Source organism: Phenylobacterium soli, from assembly GCF_003254475.1.
Taxonomy (GTDB): Bacteria; Pseudomonadota; Alphaproteobacteria; order Caulobacterales; family Caulobacteraceae; genus Phenylobacterium; species Phenylobacterium soli.
Genome location: NZ_QFYQ01000001.1, coordinates 1564741 through 1587627, shown reverse-complemented (window position 1 = coordinate 1587627; position 22887 = coordinate 1564741). Strand labels below are relative to the sequence as shown.

The 22887-nt window shown below is 70.9% G+C and carries 21 protein-coding genes; 10 read left to right on the top strand and 11 right to left on the bottom strand.

Translation table 11 applies throughout. From position 1 onward, the window contains the following. The first annotated feature begins 81 nt into the window (after positions 1–81). Positions 82–624: a hypothetical protein gene (locus tag DJ017_RS07895; RefSeq protein ID WP_111528202.1), complete on the top strand. Its 543-nt coding sequence runs from the start codon at positions 82–84 to the stop codon at positions 622–624. A 20-nt stretch (positions 625–644) separates the two neighbouring features. Here the strand turns inward: DJ017_RS07895 and DJ017_RS07890 are convergent, their stop codons facing one another. Next, positions 645–1853 (bottom strand): aspartyl/asparaginyl beta-hydroxylase domain-containing protein, encoded by a 1209-nt coding sequence (locus tag DJ017_RS07890; RefSeq protein WP_133255412.1) that lies wholly within the window; start codon positions 1851–1853, stop codon positions 645–647. 107 nt (positions 1854–1960) lie between these two features. Between DJ017_RS07890 and DJ017_RS07885 the strand changes: the two genes are divergently transcribed. Further along, positions 1961–3574, top strand: coding sequence for a tetratricopeptide repeat-containing sulfotransferase family protein (locus DJ017_RS07885; protein WP_111528200.1), 1614 nt, complete (start codon positions 1961–1963; stop codon positions 3572–3574). On the opposite strand, the gene DJ017_RS07880 is transcribed toward DJ017_RS07885, so the two are convergent. Then, positions 3571–4974 (bottom strand): 2OG-Fe(II) oxygenase family protein, encoded by a 1404-nt coding sequence (locus DJ017_RS07880; protein WP_111528199.1) that lies wholly within the window; start codon positions 4972–4974, stop codon positions 3571–3573. The two genes, DJ017_RS07885 and DJ017_RS07880, sit on opposite strands and share 4 nt — an antisense overlap. Before the next feature lie 89 nt (positions 4975–5063). On the opposite strand from DJ017_RS07880, the gene DJ017_RS07875 reads away from it, so the two are divergent. Next, on the top strand, positions 5064–6677 hold the full coding sequence (locus DJ017_RS07875; RefSeq protein ID WP_165830563.1) for a tetratricopeptide repeat-containing sulfotransferase family protein: 1614 nt from the start codon (positions 5064–5066) through the stop codon (positions 6675–6677). Between the two features lie 125 nt (positions 6678–6802). Here the strand turns inward: DJ017_RS07875 and DJ017_RS07870 are convergent, their stop codons facing one another. The 3 genes from DJ017_RS07870 to DJ017_RS07860 form a co-directional block, all read right to left on the bottom strand. Continuing rightward, positions 6803–9790 carry a TonB-dependent receptor domain-containing protein gene (locus DJ017_RS07870; RefSeq protein ID WP_227000064.1) on the bottom strand — a complete coding sequence of 996 codons (2988 nt, stop codon included), beginning with the start codon at positions 9788–9790 and terminating at the stop codon, positions 6803–6805. 333 nt (positions 9791–10123) lie between these two features. Beyond that, positions 10124–10981: an ABC transporter permease subunit gene (locus tag DJ017_RS07865; RefSeq protein ID WP_227000063.1), complete on the bottom strand. Its 858-nt coding sequence runs from the start codon at positions 10979–10981 to the stop codon at positions 10124–10126. Further along, a complete protein-coding gene (locus DJ017_RS07860; RefSeq protein ID WP_111528197.1) occupies positions 10978–11901 on the bottom strand; it encodes an ABC transporter permease in 924 nt (307 codons plus the stop codon). The genes DJ017_RS07865 and DJ017_RS07860 overlap by 4 nt, the downstream gene beginning before the upstream one ends. Positions 11902–12066: 165 nt before the next feature. Here DJ017_RS07860 and DJ017_RS07855 point away from each other — a divergent pair, with 165 nt between their 5' ends. The 3 genes from DJ017_RS07855 (at position 12067) to DJ017_RS07845 (ending at position 14261) form a co-directional block, all read left to right on the top strand. Next, on the top strand, positions 12067–12477 hold the full coding sequence (locus DJ017_RS07855) for a TIGR01244 family sulfur transferase (RefSeq protein ID WP_111528196.1): 411 nt from the start codon (positions 12067–12069) through the stop codon (positions 12475–12477). Positions 12478–12482: 5 nt separating this feature from the next. Continuing rightward, positions 12483–13379, top strand: coding sequence for an MBL fold metallo-hydrolase (locus tag DJ017_RS07850; protein ID WP_111528195.1), 897 nt, complete (start codon positions 12483–12485; stop codon positions 13377–13379). Between the two features lie 81 nt (positions 13380–13460). Then, the gene (locus tag DJ017_RS07845) at positions 13461–14261 is read left to right on the top strand and encodes an SDR family oxidoreductase (protein ID WP_111528194.1); all 801 of its coding nucleotides are present in this window, start codon (positions 13461–13463) and stop codon (positions 14259–14261) included. A gap of 31 nt (positions 14262–14292) precedes the next feature. On the opposite strand, the gene DJ017_RS07840 is transcribed toward DJ017_RS07845, so the two are convergent. The 3 genes from DJ017_RS07840 to pdxH form a co-directional block, all read right to left on the bottom strand. Further along, entirely contained in the window at positions 14293–15939 is a 1647-nt protein-coding gene (locus DJ017_RS07840) for a long-chain-fatty-acid--CoA ligase (RefSeq protein WP_111528193.1), read from the bottom strand. 63 nt (positions 15940–16002) lie between these two features. After that, positions 16003–17487: a bifunctional aminoglycoside phosphotransferase/ATP-binding protein gene (locus DJ017_RS07835; protein ID WP_111528192.1), complete on the bottom strand. Its 1485-nt coding sequence runs from the start codon at positions 17485–17487 to the stop codon at positions 16003–16005. Further along, on the bottom strand, positions 17484–18149 hold the full coding sequence (gene pdxH / locus DJ017_RS07830) for a pyridoxamine 5'-phosphate oxidase (RefSeq protein ID WP_111528191.1): 666 nt from the start codon (positions 18147–18149) through the stop codon (positions 17484–17486). Before pdxH ends, DJ017_RS07835 begins: the two co-directional genes overlap by 4 nt. A 93-nt stretch (positions 18150–18242) precedes the next feature. On the opposite strand from pdxH, the gene DJ017_RS07825 reads away from it, so the two are divergent. The 4 genes from DJ017_RS07825 (at position 18243) to DJ017_RS07810 (ending at position 21045) form a co-directional block, all read left to right on the top strand. After that, entirely contained in the window at positions 18243–18935 is a 693-nt protein-coding gene (locus DJ017_RS07825) for a DnaJ domain-containing protein (protein ID WP_111528190.1), read from the top strand. A gap of 67 nt (positions 18936–19002) precedes the next feature. After that, positions 19003–20136 (top strand): chorismate synthase, encoded by a 1134-nt coding sequence (aroC, locus tag DJ017_RS07820; RefSeq protein WP_111528189.1) that lies wholly within the window; start codon positions 19003–19005, stop codon positions 20134–20136. Between the two features lie 163 nt (positions 20137–20299). Next, on the top strand, positions 20300–20794 hold the full coding sequence (locus tag DJ017_RS07815; RefSeq protein ID WP_111528188.1) for a response regulator: 495 nt from the start codon (positions 20300–20302) through the stop codon (positions 20792–20794). A gap of 59 nt (positions 20795–20853) precedes the next feature. Then, on the top strand, positions 20854–21045 hold the full coding sequence (locus tag DJ017_RS07810; protein ID WP_133255411.1) for a hypothetical protein: 192 nt from the start codon (positions 20854–20856) through the stop codon (positions 21043–21045). Between the two features lie 24 nt (positions 21046–21069). On the opposite strand, the gene DJ017_RS07805 is transcribed toward DJ017_RS07810, so the two are convergent. The 3 genes from DJ017_RS07805 to queC are packed head-to-tail and all read right to left on the bottom strand — an operon-like array spanning position 21070 to position 22835. Then, positions 21070–21444 (bottom strand): 6-pyruvoyl trahydropterin synthase family protein, encoded by a 375-nt coding sequence (locus DJ017_RS07805; protein ID WP_111528186.1) that lies wholly within the window; start codon positions 21442–21444, stop codon positions 21070–21072. 36 nt (positions 21445–21480) lie between these two features. Continuing rightward, positions 21481–22113, bottom strand: a complete 633-nt coding sequence (queE, locus tag DJ017_RS07800; RefSeq protein WP_111528185.1) for a 7-carboxy-7-deazaguanine synthase — start codon at positions 22111–22113, stop codon at positions 21481–21483. Next, on the bottom strand, positions 22110–22835 hold the full coding sequence (queC, locus tag DJ017_RS07795; protein ID WP_111528184.1) for a 7-cyano-7-deazaguanine synthase QueC: 726 nt from the start codon (positions 22833–22835) through the stop codon (positions 22110–22112). Before queC ends, queE begins: the two co-directional genes overlap by 4 nt. Positions 22836–22887: the final 52 nt, after the last annotated feature.

Below are 22887 nucleotides of genomic sequence, written 5' to 3'. Positions count from 1 at the left end.
CGACAAGGCCAGCGGCGCCATGCGACAGTCCCGCTCCGCGCGAGTCACTCGCGCGCGCCCTCTGCGTCCACCGGAGCCGACATGCGCCTCGCCCAGCACCCCGCCCCGCTCGCCGCCGCCGCCGCCTTCGCCGTGCTCGCCCTGCCGGGGCTGGCGCTCGCCAAGGACAGCGCCGCCAGCCAGCACGCGGCCGTCGTCCAGGCGGTGCTGAACTGCCGGGCCATGACCGACTCGGCGGCGCGGCTCGCCTGCTACGACGCCGCCGCCGCCAAGATGGGCGACGCCGAGGCCAAGGGCGACATCGTGGTGATCGACCGCGCCCAGGCCCAGCAGGCGCACCGCGAGGCCTTCGGCCTGCGGGTGCCGAGCCTTGCCTTCGTCACCCGCGCCCTGGCGCCGGAGGAGGTCGACCAGGTGACCGGCGTGGTGAAGTCCGCCCGCGCCGACGCCATGGGCAAGTGGACCTTCGTCCTCGAGGACGGCGCCATCTGGCGCCAGATCGACGGCGACCTGTTCCGCGACCCAAAGGGCGGCGACAAGGTGGTGGTCAAACGCGCGGCGCTCGGCAGCTTCAAGATGAGCGTCGACGGCCAGCCGACCATCCGCGTCCACCGCGACAACTGAGCCGGCGTCTGAGATCGGGCCTACAGGTCTGAGCTGGGGGCGGTCTCGGTGTAGACGTCCATGGCGTCCATCACCCGGGTGATGATCTCCCGGTCGACCTCGCTCAGGAACGGGCTCCACAGGTCGCAGATCAGGATCGTCCGCCGCTCGTCGGACTCGTTCCAGGCCTCGTGCTGGACGGTGTCGTCGAACACCCAGGCCTCGCCTTCCGTCCACGGCCGCGTCTCGCCGCCGACCCGGAAGCCGCAGCCCTCGGGCACGATCAGCGGCAGGTGGACGAGCAGGCGGGTGTTGGCGACGCCGGTGTGCGGCGGGATGCGCGTGCGCGGCTGCAGCACCGAAAACATCGCCGCCGGCGAGCGCCGCGGCACCTGCGGCTGCGGGATCAGGCTGATCGCCTCCATGGTCCTGGGCGTGCGGCGGCAGTTCTCCTCCACCCGCTCGCCGTAGAGGTAGAGGTGATAGGCGCTCCACTGCTTCGAGCGGTTGAGCTCGGCCCACTGGTCCAGGGGCACGCTGTCCGGATAATCGATGTAGGGGACGAGGCTCTGCGCATCCTCCTCGAAGACCGCGATCAGCTCCTTGCGGATGTCCGCCGTCGCCGCCTCCAGCTCGGCCAGCCACGGGAACAGCTCGCGGTCGTAGAACTCGATGGCCGGCAGGCCCGGATAGAAGAACTCCACCGGCTCCTGGCGATAGTTGGTCCGCTTGCGCAGGGTCAGGTCGATGAAGTGGCTGGCGCGCCGGGCGGCCGAAGGTCCCGGGTCGCCGATGGCGGCCGCCAGGCTGTCGCGGATGAAGCCTTCCAGCTCGTCCACGTGGCGGGCGTGGACGGCGCGGGCGTGAGCGACCGCGCGGCGGCTGTTCGGATCGAGCCGGTCGTCCGGCGGGACCTGGGTCAGGGCCACCCCATAGGCGTGCGCCGCGGCCTTGGCCTGGCCCATCCGCTCCAGCAGCGTCGCGCGGCCCAGGAGGGCGAAGAAGTTGCGCGGGTCGAGCTTGAGGGCGCCTTCGAGCGCGCCGAGCGCGGCGTCGTAGTCGTTCATCGCCCGCGCTGCGGCGGCGAGGTTCAGCCAGGCCGGCAGGTTCCTGGGGTCCTTCGCCAGGACGCGCTGCAGGGTCTGGCGGGCCGCGCCGGCGTCCCCGGCGGCGAGCGCCTTGGCGGCGGCGCCCATCTGCTCCACAACATCGTCCGGGGCGTGGATGGCCTGCACGTGCGATTCCCCCAAGACGCGTCCCCAGACGCGCTTGTCGGCGGATCCGCGATTGGCGAACACCGACACCGAACCTGTCTATCCGAACGACGGAATCCGGCAAAGGCTTGAGAGAACTGAATTTGTCGTCGCCACCCGCCCCAGGCCCAGGTCCAAATGCCGCAGCCTCCCTGGCCGCCGCCCGCGGTCACGCCCAGGCCGGCCAGCTTGAGCCGGCGCTCGAGGCGGCGCGCGAGGCCGCCGGCCTCGACCCCCGGCTCGGCGAGGCCTTCGCCATCTGGGGCGTGGCGGCCGCCGAGCTCGGCCGTTTCGGCGACGCGGTCGAGCCGCTGCGGATCGCCGCCCAGCGCACCCCGCCGGGCTCGATCGGCTGGGCCAACCTGACGAGCCAGCTCGCCCGCTGCCTGTCGAACACAGGGTTCTGGGCCGAGGCCCTGGAGTGCGCCGAGGCGGTCGAGCGCGCCGAGATCCCGGACCCCCTGGTGCGCCAGCGTATCGGCGCCGCCTTCGCGCGGATGAACCGCAACGACCGCGGCCTGCCGCATCTGGAGTGGGCGCGCGAGCGTCGTCCCGACTGGCCCGACCTGCTCGGCGAGCTCGGCCTCGCCTACATGTCGGAGGGCCGGCTGGACGAGGCCGAGGTGGTGTTCGAGCAGGCGATCGCCCTCTCGCCCGCCATGGTCCAGCCGCACGCCACGCTCGCCCAGCTCCGCCGCTGGACGCCCGAGCGAAACCACGTCTCGCGCCTTGCCGCCCTGCGCGCCGACCCGGCCACGCCGCCCCTCGACCGGGGCAGCCTGGGGTTCGCCCTGTTCAAGGAGCTCGACGACCTCGGCCGCACGGACGAGGCCTGGGCGGTCCTGGAGGACGCCAACGCCGCCTGCTGGGCCAAGTCCACCGTCGACTGGTCGGCCGAGGGCGAGGAGGCCCTGACCGACGCGCTGATCGAAACCTTCCCCGCCGCGCCGGCCGCGCAAGACCTCGCGTCGGAGGGCCCGACCCCGATCTTCATCCTCGGCCTGCCGCGCTCGGGCACGACGCTCCTGGAGCGCATGCTCGCCGCCCACAGCCAGGTCGAGGCGCTGGGCGAGCTGCCGACCTTCCCGATCTTGTTCCGCGCCGCGGCCGCGCTCGCCGACCGCCGCGCCATCACGCCCGAGCTCGTCCGCGCCACGGCCGGCGCCGACTGGCGCGACATCGGCGAGCTCTACGCCGCCGCCGTCCGGCCGCTCGGCCAGGGGACGCCGTTCTTCATCGACAAGCTTCCGGCCAACAGCCTGCTGGTCGGGGCCATCCGCTGCGCCCTGCCCCAGGCCCGGATCATCCTTTTGCGCCGCGCGCCGATGGACTCGCTGTTCGGCGCCTACAAGATCCGCTTCGCGAGCTGGTACGGCTGGTCCTATCGCCAGGAAGACCTCGCCGCGCACTACCTCACCCACGAGCGGCTGATGGCCCATTGGGCGGAGACGCTGGGCGATGCCCTGATCGAGGTCTCCTACGAGACCCTGGTGGCCAACCCGGAGGCGGAGATCCGCCGCATCCTCGCCGCCTGCGGCCTCGCCTTCGAGCCCGCCTGCCTGGAGCCGCACAAGACGCCGGGCGCGGTGCGCACCGCCAGCATCACCCAGGTGCGGGAACCGATCAGCGCCGCGCGGGTGGGCGGCTGGCGCCGCTACGAAGCCCAGCTTGAACCGCTCCGCCGGGCCCTCGCCGCCGCGGGCGTCGAAGTCGGCTAGGCCGGCGCCAGATCGAAGGCGATCGTCAGGCGCGGTTCCTCCCCGCCGAACGGCACGGTGCCGTGCCACATGTAGGACGGGAACAGCGCCAGCAGTCCCGGCTCCGGCTTCACGAAGTGCTCCGGCTCCAGCACCGGACGCGTCGGGATCCCCGGCTCCCCGAATTTCAGCCAGCCCTCGCGGCCGGCGCCTTCCACCGCCTTCGGCAGGGCGACGTAGCAGGCCGACGACAGCCAGCCCTGCGGATGGACGTGGTTGGCGTGGAAGCCGTTGGGCCGTAGCCGCACCGACCAGGCGCCCTGGAAGGCCCAGCGGCCGGTGTTGCGCGACCGCACCGGATCGGGCCCTTGGCCGAGCCTCTGAAGATGCCGCGCGACCGCCGGCCCCAGCGCCGCCGGGAAGGCGCGGATCGCCGGATGTTCCTCATTGAGGATGTCCGGCGCCTGGCTGCCGCCGCGCAGCGACTGGTCGAACGGATGGGTCCAGAACGCATGGACCTCCAGCAGCGCCGAGGCGAGATCGGCGAGATAGGCCTCGAGGTCCGGCCAGCCGTCGGGCGTCGCCAGCCGCTCCTGGCCGACGAAGGCGTCGTAGTCGTAGAGGGCGCGGTAGCGGGGATCGTCCAGCATCCGCCAGGCGGTGGCCAGGAGGGCGATGACATGCTGGTCCTGGGGCGCTTGCCGTCGCAGGTCGATCAGCGCCGCGAGCGCCGCCTCCGGCCGTCCCGCCGCCAGGCAGGCCTGGGCGAAGGTGGTCTGGGTCAGCCGCTCGCCGGGCGCCAGGCGCAGCGCCCGGTCGGCATGGGCGAGGCCGACCTCCGCCTCGCCGATCCGCGCCGCCGCGTCGGCGGCCATGGCTTCCAGGACATAGTCGTCGCGCCCGGCCGCGGCCTCGCGCAGCACGCGGTAGGAGCCCGCCTCGTCGCCGGCGAACTCCAGCGCCTTGGCCTTCACCAGCCGCAACACCGGGTTCTGCGGCTCGCCGGCGATGGCCCGATCGAGCGCCCGCGTGGCGACGCCGATGTCGCCGGTGCGCATCCAGATCAGCTGCGCCAGCTCCCGATGGGCCTCGGCCATCGCTGGACGCCGGCGCAGGGCCTCCGCGAACGCGGCCTCGCTCTCGTCGAACCGCCGCTGGCCTTGCAGGGCGCGGGCCAGGACCATCCAGGTCTCCGGCGCATCGAGCCCCTTGGCGAAGGCCGCCCGGGCGCGCGCCTCGGCCTCGCCGTAGCGGGCCAGATCCCCGAGCGTGGCGGCCAGATTGTGCTCGGCCACGGCGCTGCGCGGATATTGCGCGGCGGCCCGGGCATAGGCCTGCGCCGCCTCGCCCAGCCGTCCCGCCGCCTTCAGGGCGTCCGCCTGATCGGTGAGGGATTGAAGGGATGCGCCGGCTGTGGTCATTCCAGCATCATGATCATTTCGCGGTTCGCGGGCCAGGGGCCGAGCGGGACCGCCGGCGCCGCTGGGGGCGGCCAGGAGACCTTCGCATAATGTCCACGTCCGGATCCCCTCTCACCGAGGACGAGATCGAGCTGTTCAACGAGACTCTCGCCGCCGCCCAGGCGGGCGATCTCACCAAGGCCTTCTTCCTGGCCGGCGCCGGCCTGCACCACGGCCTCAGCCATCCGCTGTTCTACAAGCTGCGCGGGCTGGAGCACGAGCAGTCGGGCCGCCCCGCTGAGGCCGAGGCCGACTTCCGCACCGCCCTCGAGGCTGCGCCGGGCGACTTCACCGTCCACGACATGCTGGGCCTCACCCTGTCCGAGCAGGGCCGGCTGGAGGAAGCCCTCGGCGCGCTCGACGAGGCCCTGCGCCTGCGCGGCGACTACGCCCCGGCCCTGGTCAACCGCGGATGGGTCCTCGAGAACCTCGGCGACATCGCCGGCGCCCGACGCGACTACCGCCGCGCCATCGAGGCCGACAAGGGCTCGGTCCGCGCCCACGCGGGGCTGGCCCTGCTCGCCGCCCGCGCCGGCCAGTGGGCCGACGCGCGCCAGGCGGCCGAGGCGACCCTCGCCATCGCCCGCGGCGATCCCGGCGGCCGACTGGCCCTGGCCATGGCGGCCCTCGGCGAGGGCGACCCCGCCGCGGCCATCGCCGAAGCCCAGGGCCTGCTCGCCGATCCGAGCCTGCATCCGCAGGAACAGGGCGTGGCCCACACCGTGATCGGCGACGCCCTCGATCGCCAGGACAAGCCGGCCGAAGCCTTCGCCGCCTACGAACAGGCCAACGCCACCCTGCGCACGCTCTACGCCCCGCGCTTCGAAGGGGCCGGCGGGCTGGCCGTGGTCGAGCGCCTGGGGCGCGCCTTCGCCGCCGCCAAGGGTGCGGACTGGAGCGCCAGGCCGGGGGCCTCTCCGGCCGCCGGCCACGCCTTCGTCCTCGGCTTCCCGCGCTCGGGCACCACGCTGGTCGGCCAGGTGCTGGACGCGCACCCGCAGGTGACCACCCTCGACGAGCTCGAGACCCTCGCCCAGCCCGGCGTCGAGTTCATGTCCGACGAGGACGGCCTTGCCCGGCTGGCGGCGGCCACGCCGGCGGAGCTCGACGGCTACCGGCAAGCCTACTGGCGCCGGGTCGCCGACTTCGGCGCCGAGGTCGAAGGCAAGACCTTCGTCGACAAGCTGCCGATGAACACCATCGGCCTGCCGCTGATCGCCAAGCTGTTCCCCGCCGCCAAGGTGCTGTTCGTGCGCCGCGACCCGCGCGACGTGGTGCTGAGCTGCTTCCGCCGCCAGTTCGTCGTCAACGGCGCGAGCTGGGAGTTCCTGACGCTCGAGGGGACGGCGCGGTTCTACGACGCCGTCATGCGCCTGGCCCGCGATTACCTCGCGACCCTGCCGCTCGACGTCCACGTCCTTCCCTACGAGCAGCTCGTCGCCGACGTCCCGACCGAGACCGGCCGGCTCGCGGCCTTCCTCGGCCTGCCGCAGGATGCGGCCATGAGCGCGTTCGCCGGCGCCGCCCGGGCCGCCGACATCGCCACCCCCAGCGCCGCCCAGGTGGCCGGCGGGATCTTCGGCGAGGGCGTCGGCCAATGGCGCCGCTACGAGGCCCAGCTCGCCCCGGTCATGCCGATCCTGGAGCCCTGGATCGAGGACTAGTCCCACCGCTACGGGCGGAAAAAGAAAGCGCCGGGTCCTCGCGGGCCCGGCGCTCTTCTTTTGCGCAAAAGAAAAGGGCGGCGGACCGAAGTCCGCCGCCCGATCCTTGTCAGCTACTCGCCGGCTTAGAACTCGGCGGTGATGCTCGCGAACGCGAAGCGGCCGAGAGCGTCGTACACCGTCGGATAGGTGTTGCCGTTGAAGTAGATCGAGTTGCCACCGATCACGGAACCCACGAGCGGCGGTTGCTTGTCGAACACGTTATTGACGCCGACACGGAAGGTGTAGTGGTCCTTCATGTGCCAGGTGCCGGCCAGGTCGAAGTACGACTGGGCCGCCAGCTTCTGATCGAACGAGTAGACCGTGCCCGACAGGAACGGGTTGCTCGACGTCTGCTTGGCCTTGACGCTGCCGATGTAGCGCCAGGCGCCCGAGATCTGCAGGCCGTCGACCGGCGTGTTCCACGTCACGCGCATGCGGTGACGCCACTGCGGACGGGGCTGGGCGCAGGTCGTGGCGCCGTAGAGGCCGGCGCAGTCATACGAAGAGTAGACCTTGCCCGAGGCGTCCGTGATCTTGATGAGCGGGTTGGTCACGCGCTCGTCGAGATAGGTGCCGTTGAAGTTGACGTTGACGCCACCCCAGTTGTCCAGGCCGAAGCGGCCCAGGTCGGTGCGGTAGGTCGCCTCGACGTCCACGCCCTTGGTCTGCAGGTAGCCCAGGTTCGTGTTGATGCCTTCGACGTAGCCGGCCTGGCCGAGCCACAGCGAACCGGTGCCCGGCGCGCGGTGCACGAGGGCGCAGTTGGTCGGGTCGCCCGTCTGCAGGCACGACGTCAGCACCAGGTTCGGGTCACGACCGTTGATGTAGTCGTTCACCTTGATGTCGAAGTAGTCGACCGAGAAGGTGAAGCCCGGCAGGAAGGTCGGGGTCAGCACCACGCCCACGGAGTAGGTGTCGGCTTCTTCCGGCTTCAGGTTGGTGTTGCCGCCGGCCAGCGAGTTGTACTGCTGGGCCGGGTTGGACGGGATGTGGCCGTACTGGGCGGCGGTCAGACCGGTGCGGAGGCACTGGGCTTGGGTCGCCTTCGGCGCGGAGCCGGCACACGGGTCGTTGCTGAGGCCCAGGCCAACGGCGGCCGGGGTGAACAGCTCGACCACGTTCGGCGCACGGACGGCGCGCTGGTAGCTGGCGCGGAAGCGGAGGTCGTCGATCGGCTTCCAGTCCGCGGAGATACCGTAGGTGTTCGTCGTGCCCGCCGAGCTCGAGTAGTCCGAGTAGCGGTAGGTCATGTCGAGGCTCAGGTCCTTCGCGAAGGGCATGTCCTGCGCGAGGGGGATCCGGGCTTCGCCGAACAGTTCGTACACGTCGAAGCTGCCGCCCACCGGCGGGGTCGGGCCGCCCTGGCCGGTGAGGTCACCGGACTGGAACTCGGCGTCGACCGACAGGTCGAGGGCTTCACGACGGTATTCCACACCGCCCGCGACACCGATCGGGTCGGTGGCGTAGGGGCTCTTCAGGGCCGGAATCTTGCCGGTCACCGAGGCGTTGACCACGGTCTCTTCCGTGGCGCCCTCTTGGAAGCCCGGAGTGGAGACGTAGCCCAGGGCCGCCGGCGTGACGCCGCCCACCTTGAAGATGTTGTAGGGCACGCAGCCCTCGGCGCGGGCCGAGGCGTCGGCGCAGATCATCGCGCCCGAAGCGTCGGTGGTGACGTTCAGGGCGTTGGTCAGGCGGCGCAGCGAGAAGTCGTTGAGGTAGTGCTCGTTGAGGATGGCGCGGCCGAACTGGCCATACGCGTCATAGCTCCAGTTGTCGCTCAGGTCGCCCTTGGCGCCGACCACGATGCGGTAGTCGGTGTGGCGCAGGTCGTCGATGCGGTTACCGCCTTCGGTGTTCCGCTTCAGGATGGCGAGCGAGGCCGAGTCGGCGGCGGTCAGGCCGGCGTTGGTGCAGAAGGTCTGCACTTCCTGGGCCGAGAGCAGCGGGCTCGAGCAGGAGATGTTGAAGGTCTGACCGAAGATGCCCGACGGCGCGATCTGCGCACGGGTGTGGTCATCCATGAACATGATCTGCGCATACGCATCCAGCTTGGAGCTGAACTCGTAGTGGGCGAAGGCGCCGGCCGTGTATTGCTCGTCCGGACGCTGGTAGTAGTTGAACGGCGCGAAGTTGAAGAGGTCGCTGCCGGCCTTCACCGTGTTGCCCGGGCCGGCCGTGTCCACCGTGAACTCGTACGGCAGGCTGGCGTTGGCCAGGTCGTTGGAGAAGAAGTGGGCCGCCGGGGTCGTGCCCGAGCCGCCGCAGCGGATGTTGGTCGGCGGAGCGCGCTCTTGCAGCGAGCAGAAGCTGTAGTCGCGGGCCGCTTGCAGGATCGCCTTCACCGAGCGGTAGCCGGCGTAGACGGTGGCGTTGCCCTTGCCGTCCGAGCTGTTGATGCCCATGACCGCCGTGAAGGTGGTCTGACGGCCGTCCCACACGCTGCCGTTAGGCGCGGTGTAGCCGCGGGTCTTGTTGACGCCCTGGATGAAGCTGTCGTCGTTGTTGTGCTGGTACTCGCCGACTTCCGCGTCGAGGCGGACGCCTTCGAAGTTCTTCATCATGATGAAGTTCACGACGCCCGAGACGGCGTCCGAACCGTACACGGCCGAGGCGCCGCCGGTCAGGACGTCGACGCGCTCGACGAGCGGCGACGGGATGAAGTTCAGGTCGGTGACGGGGTTACGCGGGTCGCCGGGGACGACGCGGCGGCCGTCGATCAGGACCAGGGTACGGGCCGGGCCGAGGCCGCGAAGGTCGACCGTCGCGATGCCCTGCGAGCCGTTCGACACGCCGGCGCCTTGGGCGGCGACGACCTGCGGCAGGCTGTTGATCAGGTCTTCCGTACGGGTCACGCCCTGGAGCTTGATGTCCTGGGCGCCGACGACCGTGACCGGGCTGGCGCTGGTCAGGTTCGGCTGCGGGATGCGCGAGCCGGTGACGACGATTTCGCTGACTTGGCTGCCGCCGCTGGCGGTCTGGGCCGCAGCTTGCGTCGCGGACACGCCCAGCAGGGCGACGCCGCAGATCATCGAAGACGCCAGCAGGCGCTCCCGAGTTGCCGTGATTTTCAAGGTCTAGATCCTCCAGCGATCCGCGGCCGGGATAGTACGGACGGCGGACGGCTCCCCAAATAAGTGCGGTCCCGGAGTCGGTATCGAGTCCGGTTACGCCGGAGTTACGGGGCTAAGCGAACCAGGGTCAACGCAGATTACGCCGCCGTCACATTGTCGGAGCCGACGTGTCGCATTCTGGTCACAGATTGTCGCACCGGCGCGTTTTGCGAAACTTTTTTGCCTGGGGAGGCCGGGGCGGCGGACGTTAATTCCCTAAAGAAGGGTAAATATGACAGTTGCGTGGATGATCTTGCCGCCACCCCAGGGTCGCAAACGGCCTCTTCCTCGCCACTATCGGTCCTTGGGATCGATCGCGTCCCTCAGGCCGTCGCCGATGAAGTTGAAACTCATCAGCGCCGCCACCATCAACCCTGACGGGAAAACCAGCAGCCAGGGCGCCAGCTCCATGTCCTCGGCCCCGGTGGCGATCAATGTGCCGAGGGACGCCATCGGCGGCTGCACCCCCAGGCCGAGGAAACTCAGGAAGCTCTCCGCCAGGATCACCGCCGGGATAGTCAGGGTCACATAGACCACCACCGGCCCCAGGAGGTTGGGCACGATGTGGCGCAGGACGATGCCGGCGGGCGTGAGGCCGGCCGCCCGCGCCGCCTCGACGAACTCGCGCTGCTTCAGCGAGAGGGTCTGGCCGCGCACGATGCGGCTCATGGTCAGCCACTCCACCGCTCCGATCGCCACGAAGATCAGGATCACGTTGGAGCCGAAGGTCACCATCAGGAGGATGACGAAGAAGATGAACGGCAGGGAATAGAGCACGTCGACCATCCGCATCATCGCCTCGTCCACGCGCCCGCCGGCGAAGCCCGCCACCGCACCCCAGGCGACGCCGATGACCAGCGACACCAGGGTCGCCACCAGCCCGATCGCCAGCGACACCCGAAGCCCCATCAGGAGCCGGGCCAGGAGGTCGCGTCCCAGGGCGTCGGCGCCGAGCAGGTGGCCGTGGGTCAGGGGCGGCGCCCAGACGTCGCCCTTGTTCACCGCGTCGTAGGCGAAGGGGCTGAGCGCCGGTCCGGCCAGGGCCGCGACCACCAGCACCGCCAGCAGCGCCGCGCCGGCCATGGCCGCGCGGTTCGCCAGCAGCCGCCGGCGCGCGTCGTCCCACAGGCTGCGCCCCTTCACCTCGCTCACGACAGTCGCACCCTGGGATCGAGCACGGCCTGCAGCACGTCGGCCGCGAGGTTCAGGACCAGGATCAGGCCCGCGTAGACGATCACCATCCCCATCACGACCGTGTAGTCGCGCTGCAGGGCGGAGATGACGAAGAACTTCCCGAGCCCCGGCAGGTTGAAGATCTTCTCGACCACCAGGGACCCGGTGAGCAGGCCCGCGCAGGCCGGCCCGAGGTAGCTCACCAGCGGCAGGATCGCAGCGCGCAGGGCGTGGCGCGTGACGATGCGGTGCGCCGGCAGGCCCTTGGCGCGCGCCGTGCGCACATAGTTGGAGCGCAGCGCCTCGATCATCCCGGCCCGGGTCAGGCGCGAGATGATCGCCATCTGCGGCAGGGCCAGCACCACCACCGGCAGCACCATGTTGGCCACGGCTCCGCCGTTCCAGCCCGCCACCGGCAGCCAGCCGAGCTTGGAGGCGAAGAGAAGGATCAGCAGCGGCGCGGTCACGAAGGTCGGCACGCAGACCCCGAGGATGGCCAGCGCCATCACCCCGTAGTCCGCCGCCCCGTTCTGCCGCAGGGCCGCGATCACCCCGAGGCTCATCCCGGCCGCCAGCGCCAGCACGATGGCCGACAGCCCGAGCCGCAGGCTCACCGGCGCGTTCTCCCTGAGGATCTGGCCGACCGACTTGTCCTTGTACTTCAGCGACGGGCCGAGGTCGCCGCGCGCCACCCCGGCCAGATAGTCGGCGTACTGCACGGCCAGCGGCCTGTTCATCCCGTACTTCTCGCGGACGTTCCGCTCGATGGCCGGGGCGAGCTTGCGGTCGGTGTCGAACGGCCCGCCGGGCGCGGCCCGCATCATGAAGAAGGCCAGCGTCACCACCGCGAACAGGGTCGGGATCGCCACCAGCAGGCGCCGGCCGATGAAGCGGAGCATCGCGCGCTGAGACCTCGCGGGTGAGAGCCGGGTGGGAGGGCCTGGTGAGAGAGCCCGGTGAGAGAGCCTGGTGAGCCGGGGCGATTGCGAAACTTCCATCGCCCCCTATTGATGTCAACGAAGGGGCCCGCCCGCCGAAGAACCCATCTGGAGAGCCGACACGCCATGACCGATTTCCGACGCGTCACCGACGACATTTCCGTCAGCCCCCAGATCGCCGTGGCCGACGTCGAGGCCGCCGCCGCGGCCGGCTTCAAGACGATCATCAACAACCGCCCCGACGGCGAGGACCCCTCGCAGCCGTCGGGCCACGAGATCGAGGCCGCCGCCCGCGCCGCGGGGCTCGCCTATTTCCACGTGCCGGTGCGCGGCGGGCCGACGCCCGAGCAGGTCGAGACCATGGGGCGGATCTTCGCCGAGGCGCAGCACCCGGTGCTGGCCTTCTGCCGCTCGGGGACGCGCTCCATCGTCACCTGGTCGCTCTCCCAGGCGCTCTCCGGCGGCCACAGCCGCGATGAGCTGATCGCCCTCGGCCACGGCGCCGGCTACGATCTCTCCGGCCCGCTCGGCGGCTGACGACCATGGGCATCCCCTACGTCCGCCAGCTCGACTTCGCCTATGGCCGCTGCGACCAGGTCTCGCCGCTGATCCGGCGGGTGATCTGCAACAACCCCGGCCCCTTCACCTTCCTCGGCACCGGCACCTACATCGTCGGTCGCGACGAGGTGGCGGTGATCGATCCCGGCCCCGACGACGCCGCCCATCTGGAGGCGATCCTCGCCGCCATCCCGGGCGAGCGGGTCAGCGCCATCGTCATCACCCACCACCATTCCGACCACTCGCCCCTGGCCGGCCCGCTGAAGGCCCGCACCGGCGCGCCGATCTACGGCTGCGCGGTCGCCCACGCCCAGGGCGACGACGCCGAGGTGAAGATGGAGGCCGGTCACGACCTCGACTTCGCGCCCGACGTCAGCCTCTGCCAGGGTGGCAAGGTGGAGGGACCCGGCTGGACGCTGGAGGCGATCCCGACGCCGGGCCACACCTCGAACCACCTGTGTTTCGCCCTGCCGGAAGAGAACGCCTGCTTCACCGGCGACCACATCATGGGCTGGTCGACCACGGTCATCACCCCGCCGGACGGGGACATGACCGACTATCTGGCGAGCCTCGCCCGCATCCGTGAGCGCGGCTTCTCGACCCTGTGGCCGACCCACGGCCCGCCGGTCACCGAGCCGGGCCCGTTCATCGACGCCTATATCGAGCACCGCCAGGAGCGGATCGACCAGGTGCTGGCGGCCCTGAAGGCCGGCCCCGCGACGATCGGCGACCTCGTCCCGCGGCTCTATGCCGACGTCGACGCCCGCCTGCACCCGGCGGCCGCCCGCTCCATGCTGGCGGCCATGATCCACCTCGTCCGCGAACGCCGCCTCGTCACCGACGGCGCGCCCGGACCGCTGTCGATCTACCGCCTGGTCTGATCCTCTTCGCCTGATCTCTTTGACTGACCTCCGGGAACCCCGGGCAAGCCTCGCGACAACCATCATCGAAGGGTCGGAAACATGAGCGCTTTCAAGGACAACCTGCTGGCCGGCAAGACGGCGTTCGTGGCCGGCGGCACCAGCGGCATCAACCTCGGCATCGCCAAGCGCTACGCCGAGCTCGGCGCCAAGGTCGCCGTCGCCGGCCGCAATCCGGAGAAGGCCGCCGCCGCGGCCGCCAGCATCGGCCCCGACGCCCTCGGCCTCTCCTGCGACGTGCGCGACTACGGCCAGATCCGCGCCGCCCTCGAGGAAGCCACCGGCAAGCTCGGCAAGCTCGACATCGTCGTCTCCGGCGCGGCCGGCAACTTCGTCGCCCCGGCGCTGGGCATGTCGGCCAACGGCTTCCGCACCGTGGTCGACATCGACCTCAACGGCACCTTCAACGTCTTCCGCGCCTGCTACGACCTGCTCAACATCCCCGGCGCCTCGCTGATCGCCATCACCGCCGGCCAGGCGGTGAACCCGGCGATGATGCAGGCCCACGTCTGCGCGGCGAAGGCGGGCATCAACCAGCTGATCCGCGTCCTCGCCATGGAATGGGGTCCGGCCGGCGTCCGGGTGAACGGCATCTCGCCGGGGCCGATCCGCGGCACCGAGGGCATGGCCCGCCTGTCGCCGACGCCGGAGGCCGACGCCGCGCTCAACGCCCGCATCCCGCTGCGCCGCATGGGCGAGGTGGAGGAAGTGGCCGAGAGCGCCGTCTTCCTGGTCTCGGAGTCGGCCAAGTACGTGACCGGCACGATCCTCGACTGCGACGGCGGCTCCCAGCTCGGCGACGCCCGCGACCGCACGGGCGCCCAGGGCCTGCAGGCCGGCTAATCCAAGGAAGTATCCAGGGGTGTGGGAGCCATCAGGCCCCCACCTTCTGCGCGGTCGGCAGGACGTAGTCCCTCATCCGGTCGCGGATCAGCTTCTTGTCGATCTTGCCGGTGGCGCCGAGCGGGATCTCCTCGACGAACACCACGTCGTCCGGCGTCCACCACTTGGCGATCTTGCCCTCGAGGAACTCGAGAAACTCCTGCTTGGTCGCCGTCTCGCCTTCCTTCAGCTTGACCAGCAGCACGGGCCGCTCGTCCCACTTGGGGTGGGCCGCGCCGATCACCGCGCAGATCGCCGCCTTCGGGTGGCCGACCGCGATGTTCTCGATCTCGATCGAGGAGATCCACTCCCCGCCCGACTTGATCACGTCCTTGGCGCGGTCGGTGATCTGCATGAAGCCGTGGCTGTCGATGGTCGCCACGTCGCCGGTGTCGAAGTAGCCGTCCTGGTCCAGGATCTCGCCGCCGTCGCCGCGGAAGTATTCGCCGACCACGAACGGCCCCTTCACCTTCAGCTTGCCGAAGGTCGACCCGTCGTGCGGCAGCACCTTGCCCGCATCGTCGGTCAGCTTCAGGTCGACGAGCAGCGGCGGGCGGCCCTGCTTGAGGGTGTAGCGCAGCCGCTCCTCCTCCGGCATCCGGGCGATCTCGGCGTCCGGAGTCGCCTGGGTGCCGAGCGGGCTCGTCTCGGTCATGCCCCAGGCGTGGGTCACCTCGACGCCGTATTCGTCCTTGAAGGCGCGCACGATGGCTTCCGGCACCGCCGAGCCGCCGATCACCACGCGCTTCATGGTCGGCACGCCGCCGTTGGTCTCGCGCAGGTGGGTCAGCAGCATCTGCCAGACGGTCGGCACCGCGGCCGAGAACGTCACGCCCTCGCTCTCGATCAGCTCGTGGATCGAGGCCCCGTCCAGCTTCTGGCCCGGCATCACCAGCTTCGCGCCGACCGCGGCGCAGGAGAAGGCCAGGCCCCAGGCGTTGGCGTGGAACATCGGCACCACCGGCAGCACCGTGTCCCGGGCCGACAGGTTCATCACGTCGGTGCTCATGGTCACCAGCGTGTGCAGGAAGTTCGAGCGGTGCGAATAGAGCACGCCCTTGGGATTGCCCGTCGTGCCCGAGGTGTAGCAGAGCCCCGCCGCGGTGTTCTCGTCGAAACCGCCCCAGGTGAACTCGGGCGAGGCCTCCTTGATCAGGGTCTCGAAGCACAGCGCCCCTTCCAGCGCCGCTGCCTCGCCCATGTGCGCCTCGTCGGTCATGACCACGAAGTGCTTCACCGTCGGCATCTTTGCGCGGTGCTCGGCCAGGATCGGCACGAAGGTCAGGTCGGTGAAGATGATCTGATCTTCGGCGTGGTTGATGATGTAGCAGAGCTGGTCGGCGAACAGCCGCGGGTTCAGGGTGTGGCAGACCGCGCCCATGCCCATGATGCCGTACCAGGCCTCTATGTGGCGGGCGGTGTTCCAGGCCAGGGTCGCCACCCGGTCGCCGGTCTTCACCCCCAGCTTGGCGAGCGCGTTGGACAGGCGCTTGGCCCGCTCGTGGATCTGCTTGTAGGTGGTGCGGACGATCGGGCCTTCCACCGAGCGGCTGACCACTTCCACGTCCGGGTGCCACTTGGCGGCGTGATCGAGGATCTTGTCGACCGTCAGAGGCCAGTTCTGCATCAGGCCGAGCATTGAAAATCCTCCCAGGTGAGCCCTTCGGGCTTCATCGAAAACTAGATTCCTGAACAGCGATAATCAAACCAGGCCCGCCTCGGCAAGCCAGGCCTGGGCCGCCGCTTCCGTGGGCCGGGTGGCGTCCGCCCGCGTCCAGCCAACCTCTGATTGCGAAAGCCGCGCGATCTGCCCGCGCAACACCTCCACCGTGGCGTCGGAGGCGTCGCCCGTCCGCCCCGCCACCCGCGCCTCCAGCACCTCGGCGGGCGCGTCCAGCCAGACGCCGTGGAACGGCGCGCCGCACTCGGCCGCCAGCCGCTCGGCCCGCGCCCGAAGCTCCGGATCGATGAAGGTCGCGTCGAGGATCACGCCCCGGCCCGCCTTCAGCGCCGCGCGGGCGTTGTCGATCATGGTGGCGTAGGTCCGCTCGTAGAACTCGGGCGCATAGGCCGACGCATCCACGCGCGTCGTCGGCTCGACGTTCATCAGCCGCTTGCGGATCTCGTCGGTGCGCAGGATCACCGCGCCGGGCGAGGGGCCGACAGCCGGGGCGATCGCCCGCGCGAAGGTGGTCTTGCCGGTGCCCGAAAGGCCGCCCACCGCCGCCAGCGCCGGCGGCCTCGGCGAGAGGTGCCGCAGGGCCTCGGCCACATAGGCGCGTCCGCCGGCCACGTCGCCCTGGTGCGACTGCACGTGCGCCCGCACCGCCGCCCGCACCGACAGCATCAGGGGCAGCGCCGCCAGCCCCTCCCACAGGCTCGGGGGGAAGCTCCGCGCCGCCTCGTCCAGATAGGCCGAGAGCACCCGCACCGCCGCGTCCCGCCGGCCGCGGAACTGAAGGTCCATGATCAGGAACGCCAGGTCGTACTGGACGTCGATCTCCACCAGCTCGTCGTTGAACTCGATGCAGTCGAAGAGGACCGGCTTGCCGTCCTCCACCAGGATGTTGCCGAGGTGCAGGTCCCCGTGGCAGCGGCGCGAGAAGCCTTCCGCCACGCGCCGGGCCAGCAGCGGCCCGAGCCGCGCATACTCCGCATTCGTGCGCGCGATCAGCTCGCGCACCGGCCCCTCGCCAAGATCCGGCGCCAGCTCTTCCAGGAGCCGCGCGTTCGACGGCACGGTGAAGCTCATGCCCGAGCGGTCCCGCCGCTCAGCCGCCGCGTGGAAGCGCGCGATGGTACGGCCCAGCGCCTCGGCCAGCTCTCCGTCCACCGTCTGCGGGCTCGCCGCCAGCACAGCCGCGTCCGCGAAGCGGCGCATCTCCAGCACGTGCTCGACCACCGCGCCGGGGCCGTCGAACTCCAGCCCGCCGCCGGCCTTGCGGGTGATCCGCCGCACGGCGCGATAGATGTCGGGCGCGCCCGGCTTGTTGAAGGCGAGCTCGCGCTCCAGCGCCCACAGCCGCTGCGCGGGCGTGGTGAAGTCCACATAGCCGAGGTTCACCGGCCGCTTCAGCTTGAAGGCCGCCTCCGGCGTCAGGAACACTCGCGCCAGCGCCGTCTCCACCACCCGCTCCGCCTGGCCGCCGAGCCAGGCGGCGACCTCGGCCGCCTCGCCTTCGCTCAAGGGAACAGCCGCCGGGTGGTCCAGCCGCCGGCGGCGCGGGTGAAGACGAGGCGCTCGTGCAGCCGGAACGGCCGGTCGCGCCAGAACTCCATCGCCTGCGGCGTGACGCGGAATCCCGACCAGTGCGGCGGCCGCGGCACCTTGCCGAGCCCGAACTTGAGGCCCACCTCGGCGATCCGCTTCTCCAGCGCCAGGCGGTCCGGCAGGGTCTGCGACTGCTCGGACGCCCAGCCGCCGATCTGCGAGGCCCTGGCCCGCGTCGCCCAGTAGGCGTCGGCCTCCTCGGGGCTCACCGCCGAGATCTGGCCGCGCACCCGCACCTGCCGGCGCAGCGACTTCCAGTGGAACAGCAGCGCCGCCTGCGGATTGGCCGCGAGCTGGCGGCCCTTGGCGCTGCCGAGGTTGGTGTAGAACACGAAGCCCGACGGATCGGCGTCCTTCAGCAGCACCATGCGCACGTCCGGCAGGCCGCTCTCGTCGGCGGTGGCCAGGGCCATGGCGTTGGCGTCGTTCGGCTCCTTGGCCAGGGCCTCGGTCAGCCACTCGTTGAACAGGGCGAAGGGATCCTCCTCGCTGAGCAGCGGCGGCGGCTCGGCGGCGGTCACCTGGCGCACATAGTCGTCTTCGCTCGGCGAGGGCGGGATCGGGGCCTTGTCGGTCATGGCCCGGATATAGCGCGCAAACCTGCGCCGCCGCGAGCCCAAGCCTTCGCCGCTTAACCCGGCATTGACCGCTGCGGCGCGAAGCTTGTGGCCATGGGGCGTCCTGCGACCGAGATTTCGCTTCCCGAAGCCCGCGCGCTGCTCGGCGTCGCGGCCAACGCGACCGCCGCCGAAATCCGCCGCGCCTACCTCGAAGCCGCCAAGACCGCCCATCCCGACCAGGGCGGCTCGCCCGAGGCCTTCCTGCGGGTGATGGCCGCCTACCGCCGCCTCGAGCAGGCCGCGCCCGCCAACGAGACTCCGGCCGAGACCGCCGCGCACCCCCGCGACGCGCGCGTGCTCGAGATCAGCCCCGTCCAGGCCTGGTCCGGCGGCCACGCCGACCACCGGCTGAAGGACGGCCGCATGCTGCGCATCAAGCTGCCGGTCGGCCTGCGCAACGGCGACCAGGTCCGCGCTGGCGACGAGATGCTCGACGTCGTCATCCGCAGCGAGGACGGCATGCTGGTCCGCGGCGACGACCTGTGGATCACCGTCGCGGTGCCACCGCGGCTGCTGGCGGAAGGCGGCCGGGTGCCGGTCGTCACGCCCATCGGCCGCCGCATCCTGTGGGTCACAAAGAAGGCCGGCGAGCGCCGCCTCCTGCGGGCGCCCGGCCTCGGCCTTCCCGCCCGCGGCCGCCACCCCCAGGGCCATCTCTTCGTGCGCCTGGCGCCCAGGACCGGCGCCCTCGACAGCGCCGCCCGCGTGCTCCTGCGCCGCTTCACCGCCGCCTGGGCCGCCTAGGTCAGCCTAGGTCTCCCGCGCGGGAACGCGCTTCGCGTCCGCCCGCGGTTCCGCTAGAAGCGCCTCGATGTCGCACAACACCTTTGGCCATCTCTTCCGCGTGACCACCTGGGGCGAAAGCCACGGGCCGGCGCTGGGCTGCGTCGTCGACGGCTGCCCGCCCGGCATCGCCCTGACCGAGGCCGACATCCAGGGCTTCCTCGACAAGCGCCGCCCCGGCCAGGGCAAGTTCGTCACCCAGCGCCAGGAGCCGGACGCGGTGCGCATCCTCTCCGGCGTCTTCGCCGACGAAAGGACCGCCCGGGAATTCGGTGGCCAGGTCACCACCGGCACGCCGATCTCGCTGATGATCGAGAACGTCGACCAGCGCTCGAAGGACTATTCCGAGATCGCCCAGGCCTTCCGGCCCGGCCACGCCGACTACCCCTATTTCGCCAAGTACGGCGTGCGCGACTATCGCGGCGGCGGCCGCTCCTCGGCGCGCGAGACCGCGGCCCGGGTCGCCGCCGGCGCCATCGCCCGCAAGGTGGTGCCGGGCGTCCGCATCCAGGCCGCCGTGGTCCAGATCGGCCCCCACGCCGTGGATCCGGCGCGGATCGACTGGGACGAGACCCTGAACAACCCCTTCTGGTGTCCGGACGCCGACATGGTTCCCGTCTGGGAAGAGCACCTCGAGAAGGTCCGCAAGGCCGGCTCCTCCACCGGCGCCGTGGTGGCCGTCGAGGCGGTCGGCGTGCCGGCCGGCTGGGGCGCGCCGCTCTACGGCAAGCTCGACGCCGAGCTCGCCGCGGCCCTGATGTCGATCAACGCCGCCAAGGGCGTCGAGATCGGCGCGGGCTTCGCCGCCGCCGCCCTCTCCGGCGAGGAGAACGCCGACGAGATGCGGATGGGCAACGAGGGCCCGCTGTTCTCGTCCAACAAGGCCGGCGGCGTGCTGGGCGGCATCTCCACCGGCCAGCCGGTGACCGCCCGCGTCGCCTTCAAGCCCACCTCCTCGATCCTGACGCCGCGCCAGACCCTCGACGAACAGGGCCGCGGGATCGAGCTGCGCACCAAGGGCCGCCACGACCCCTGCGTCGGCATCCGCGCCGTTCCGGTGGTCGAAGCGATGACCGCCTGCGTGCTCGCCGACGCCTTCCTGCGGCATCGCGCCCAGACCGGCGGCGGAGCCTTCGCGCCGGGGGCGAGCGCTCGGGCCTGACGCAACTTACGTCGGTTAAGTGACTCTAGTTAAGCTTGCAGGGTGATAATTCACTCGTGACAAGGGTTTAACTCCGCCGTCGCCGGACTTCTTTTCGGGTTGACCTGACTCCTTACCGACCCGTAATCAGCGCGGACTTCGCCTCTGGGGAACGGCGGACAGATTGCGTTACGACCTGCTTCGGATCCTGCTCGTCGACGACAACCACTACATGCGTGTGTTGTTGGCCGAGATTCTGCGCGCCATCGGCGTCAAGGAAATCCACGAGGCGAACGACGGCGCCGAGGGCCTCCAGGCCATGCGCAACTTCCCCGTCGACATCGTCATGACGGACCTGTCGATGCAGCCGCTGGACGGCATCGACTTCGTCCGCCTGCTGCGCAACTCGCCCGACAGCCCCAACCCGATGGTGCCGGTCATCATGATCACCGGCCACTCCACCATGCAGCGCGTGGCCGAGGCGCGGGACGCCGGCGTCAACGAGTTCCTGGCTAAGCCGCTCACCGCCCGCGGCGTCATCGAGCGCCTGTCCCAGGTGGTGGAATATCCGCGGCCCTTCGTGCGCACCGCCGACTACTTCGGTCCCGACCGCCGCCGCCGCGCCGACCCCAACTTCACCGGTCCGTGGCGCCGCTCGACCGACAAGAAGGACAAATAGCCGCCCTCATTCGGGCCGCTTCGTCTGGCATGGTCGCCCGCGAGTTCGGGGAAACCGCCATGCGTCTTCAGTCCATCGCCCTTCGCGCCGCCGTCTTGGCGGCCTGCGCCCTCGGCCTGTCCGGCTGCCTCGCCGCCAGCGTCGCCGGGGCGGCGGTCGGCGTCACCGCCAAGGCCGCCGCCACCACGGTCCACGTCGGCCACGTCGCCGTCGACGCGGTCACCCCGCTCGGCGACAAGAATGACGACTGAGATCCTCCCCGCGGGGGAGGACCTTCACCCGAGCACCAAAGCGCAGCTCTCGTTGATCGTCGGTCGCGAGACGACCACGCGCGACAGGCCCGGGAACGCCGGCTTCAGGCGCTCGGCGAAATAGAGACAGATGTGCTCGAGGGTCGGGCTCTCGAGCCCCGGCTTGTCGTTCAACAGCCCGTGGTCGAGCTCGAGCGCCACGGCGCGCAGCGCCCGGTCGAGTTCGCCCAGGTCCGCCACCCAGCCGACCGGCGGCACGGCCTCGCCGCGGACGGTGGCCTCCACCTTGAACGAGTGGCCGTGCAGGCGCGTGTAGGGGCTGCCCGACGGGCCGTCCGGCAGGTTGTGGGCCGCGTCGAAGGTCGCAGCCTTGGTGATCTCGAAGATGGCGGAGCTCATGAGGAGGATCTGTTGAGGGGCGGCCGAGCCGGCGGCTCAGGCGATGCCCAGGTATTTGTGGGTCTGGACGCTTAAACGCCAGCGGGGGTGGGCAAGGCAATAGGCGATGGCGGCACGGGTGTTGGCCTCGCGCTCGGGCCCGTCCATCGGCTGCAGCAGGAAACGCTCGAAAGCCAGGTGCTCGAACCGCTCGGGCGGCGCCTTGGCCTGCGGAAACACGAGCTTCAGCTCCTGGCCCGAGGTCTGGACGACCGGCGCATCGGCCTTGGGGCTGACGCAGATCCAGTCGATCCCCTTCGGCGCTTCCAGGGTCCCGTTGGTCTCCAGCGCGATGGAGAAGCCGCGCCCGTGCAGCGCCGCGATCAGGTCATCGTCCACCTGCAGCAGCGGCTCGCCGCCGGTCAGCACCACCAGCCGCTCGCTCGGCCCGCCGGCCCAGGCCCGTTCGATCGCCGCCGCCAGCTCCTCGGCCGAGGCGAAGCGGCCGCCACCCTCCCCGTCCATGCCGACGAAGTCGGTGTCGCAGAAGGTGCAGACCGCGCCGGCCCGGTCCTCCTCGCGCCCGCTCCACAGGTTACAGCCGGCGAAGCGGCAGAACACCGCCGGCCGGCCCGCCTGGCCGCCCTCGCCCTGCAGGGTGAGGAAGATCTCTTTCACCGCGTAGCTCATGAGGCGATCGCCGGACGGCCCTGCGCCAGCCATTCCTCCCAGCCCTTGGCCCGCAGCTCGCACGCCGGGCAGGTCCCGCAGCCATGGCCCCAGTCGTGCAGCGCGCCGCGCTCGCCGAGGTAGCAGGTGTGGCTCTCGGCTCGAACGATCTCCACCAGCGGATCGCCGCCCAGCCCCTTGGCGAGGCTCCAGGTGTCGGCCTTGGTCAGCCGCATCAGCGGCGTCTCGATCCGGAAATCCTGCGCCATGCCGAGGTTCAGCGCCGCCTCCATGGCGTCCAGCGTGTCGCGCCGGCAGTCCGGATAGCCCGAGAAGTCGGTCTCGCACATGCCGCCGACGAGCGCCTTCAGCCCCCGCCGGTCGGCGAGCGCCGCGGCATAGGTGAAGAACACCAGGTTGCGCCCCGGCACGAAGGTGTTGGGCAGGCCCTTCTCGCCGATCTCGATCGCGCGCTCGGTGGTCAGGGCCGACTGGCCGACCTGGCCGAAGCCGCGGATGTCCAGCATGTGGTCGGGCCCGAGCCGCGCCGCCCAGGCCGGGAAGCGCTCGGCGATGGCCGTGCGCACCGCGACGCGCGCCTCGAGCTCCACCGCATGCCGCTGGCCGTAGTCGAAGCCCACCGTCTCGACGCGCGCGTAGCGCTCGAGGGCCCAGGCCAGGCAGACGGTGGAGTCCTGTCCGCCGGAGAACAGGACGAGGGCGGCGTCGGTCATGGCGCCCATATGCGCGTTCCGCAGCGGAATCGGAAGCACCCGGCGGACTCCGAGTAAAAGG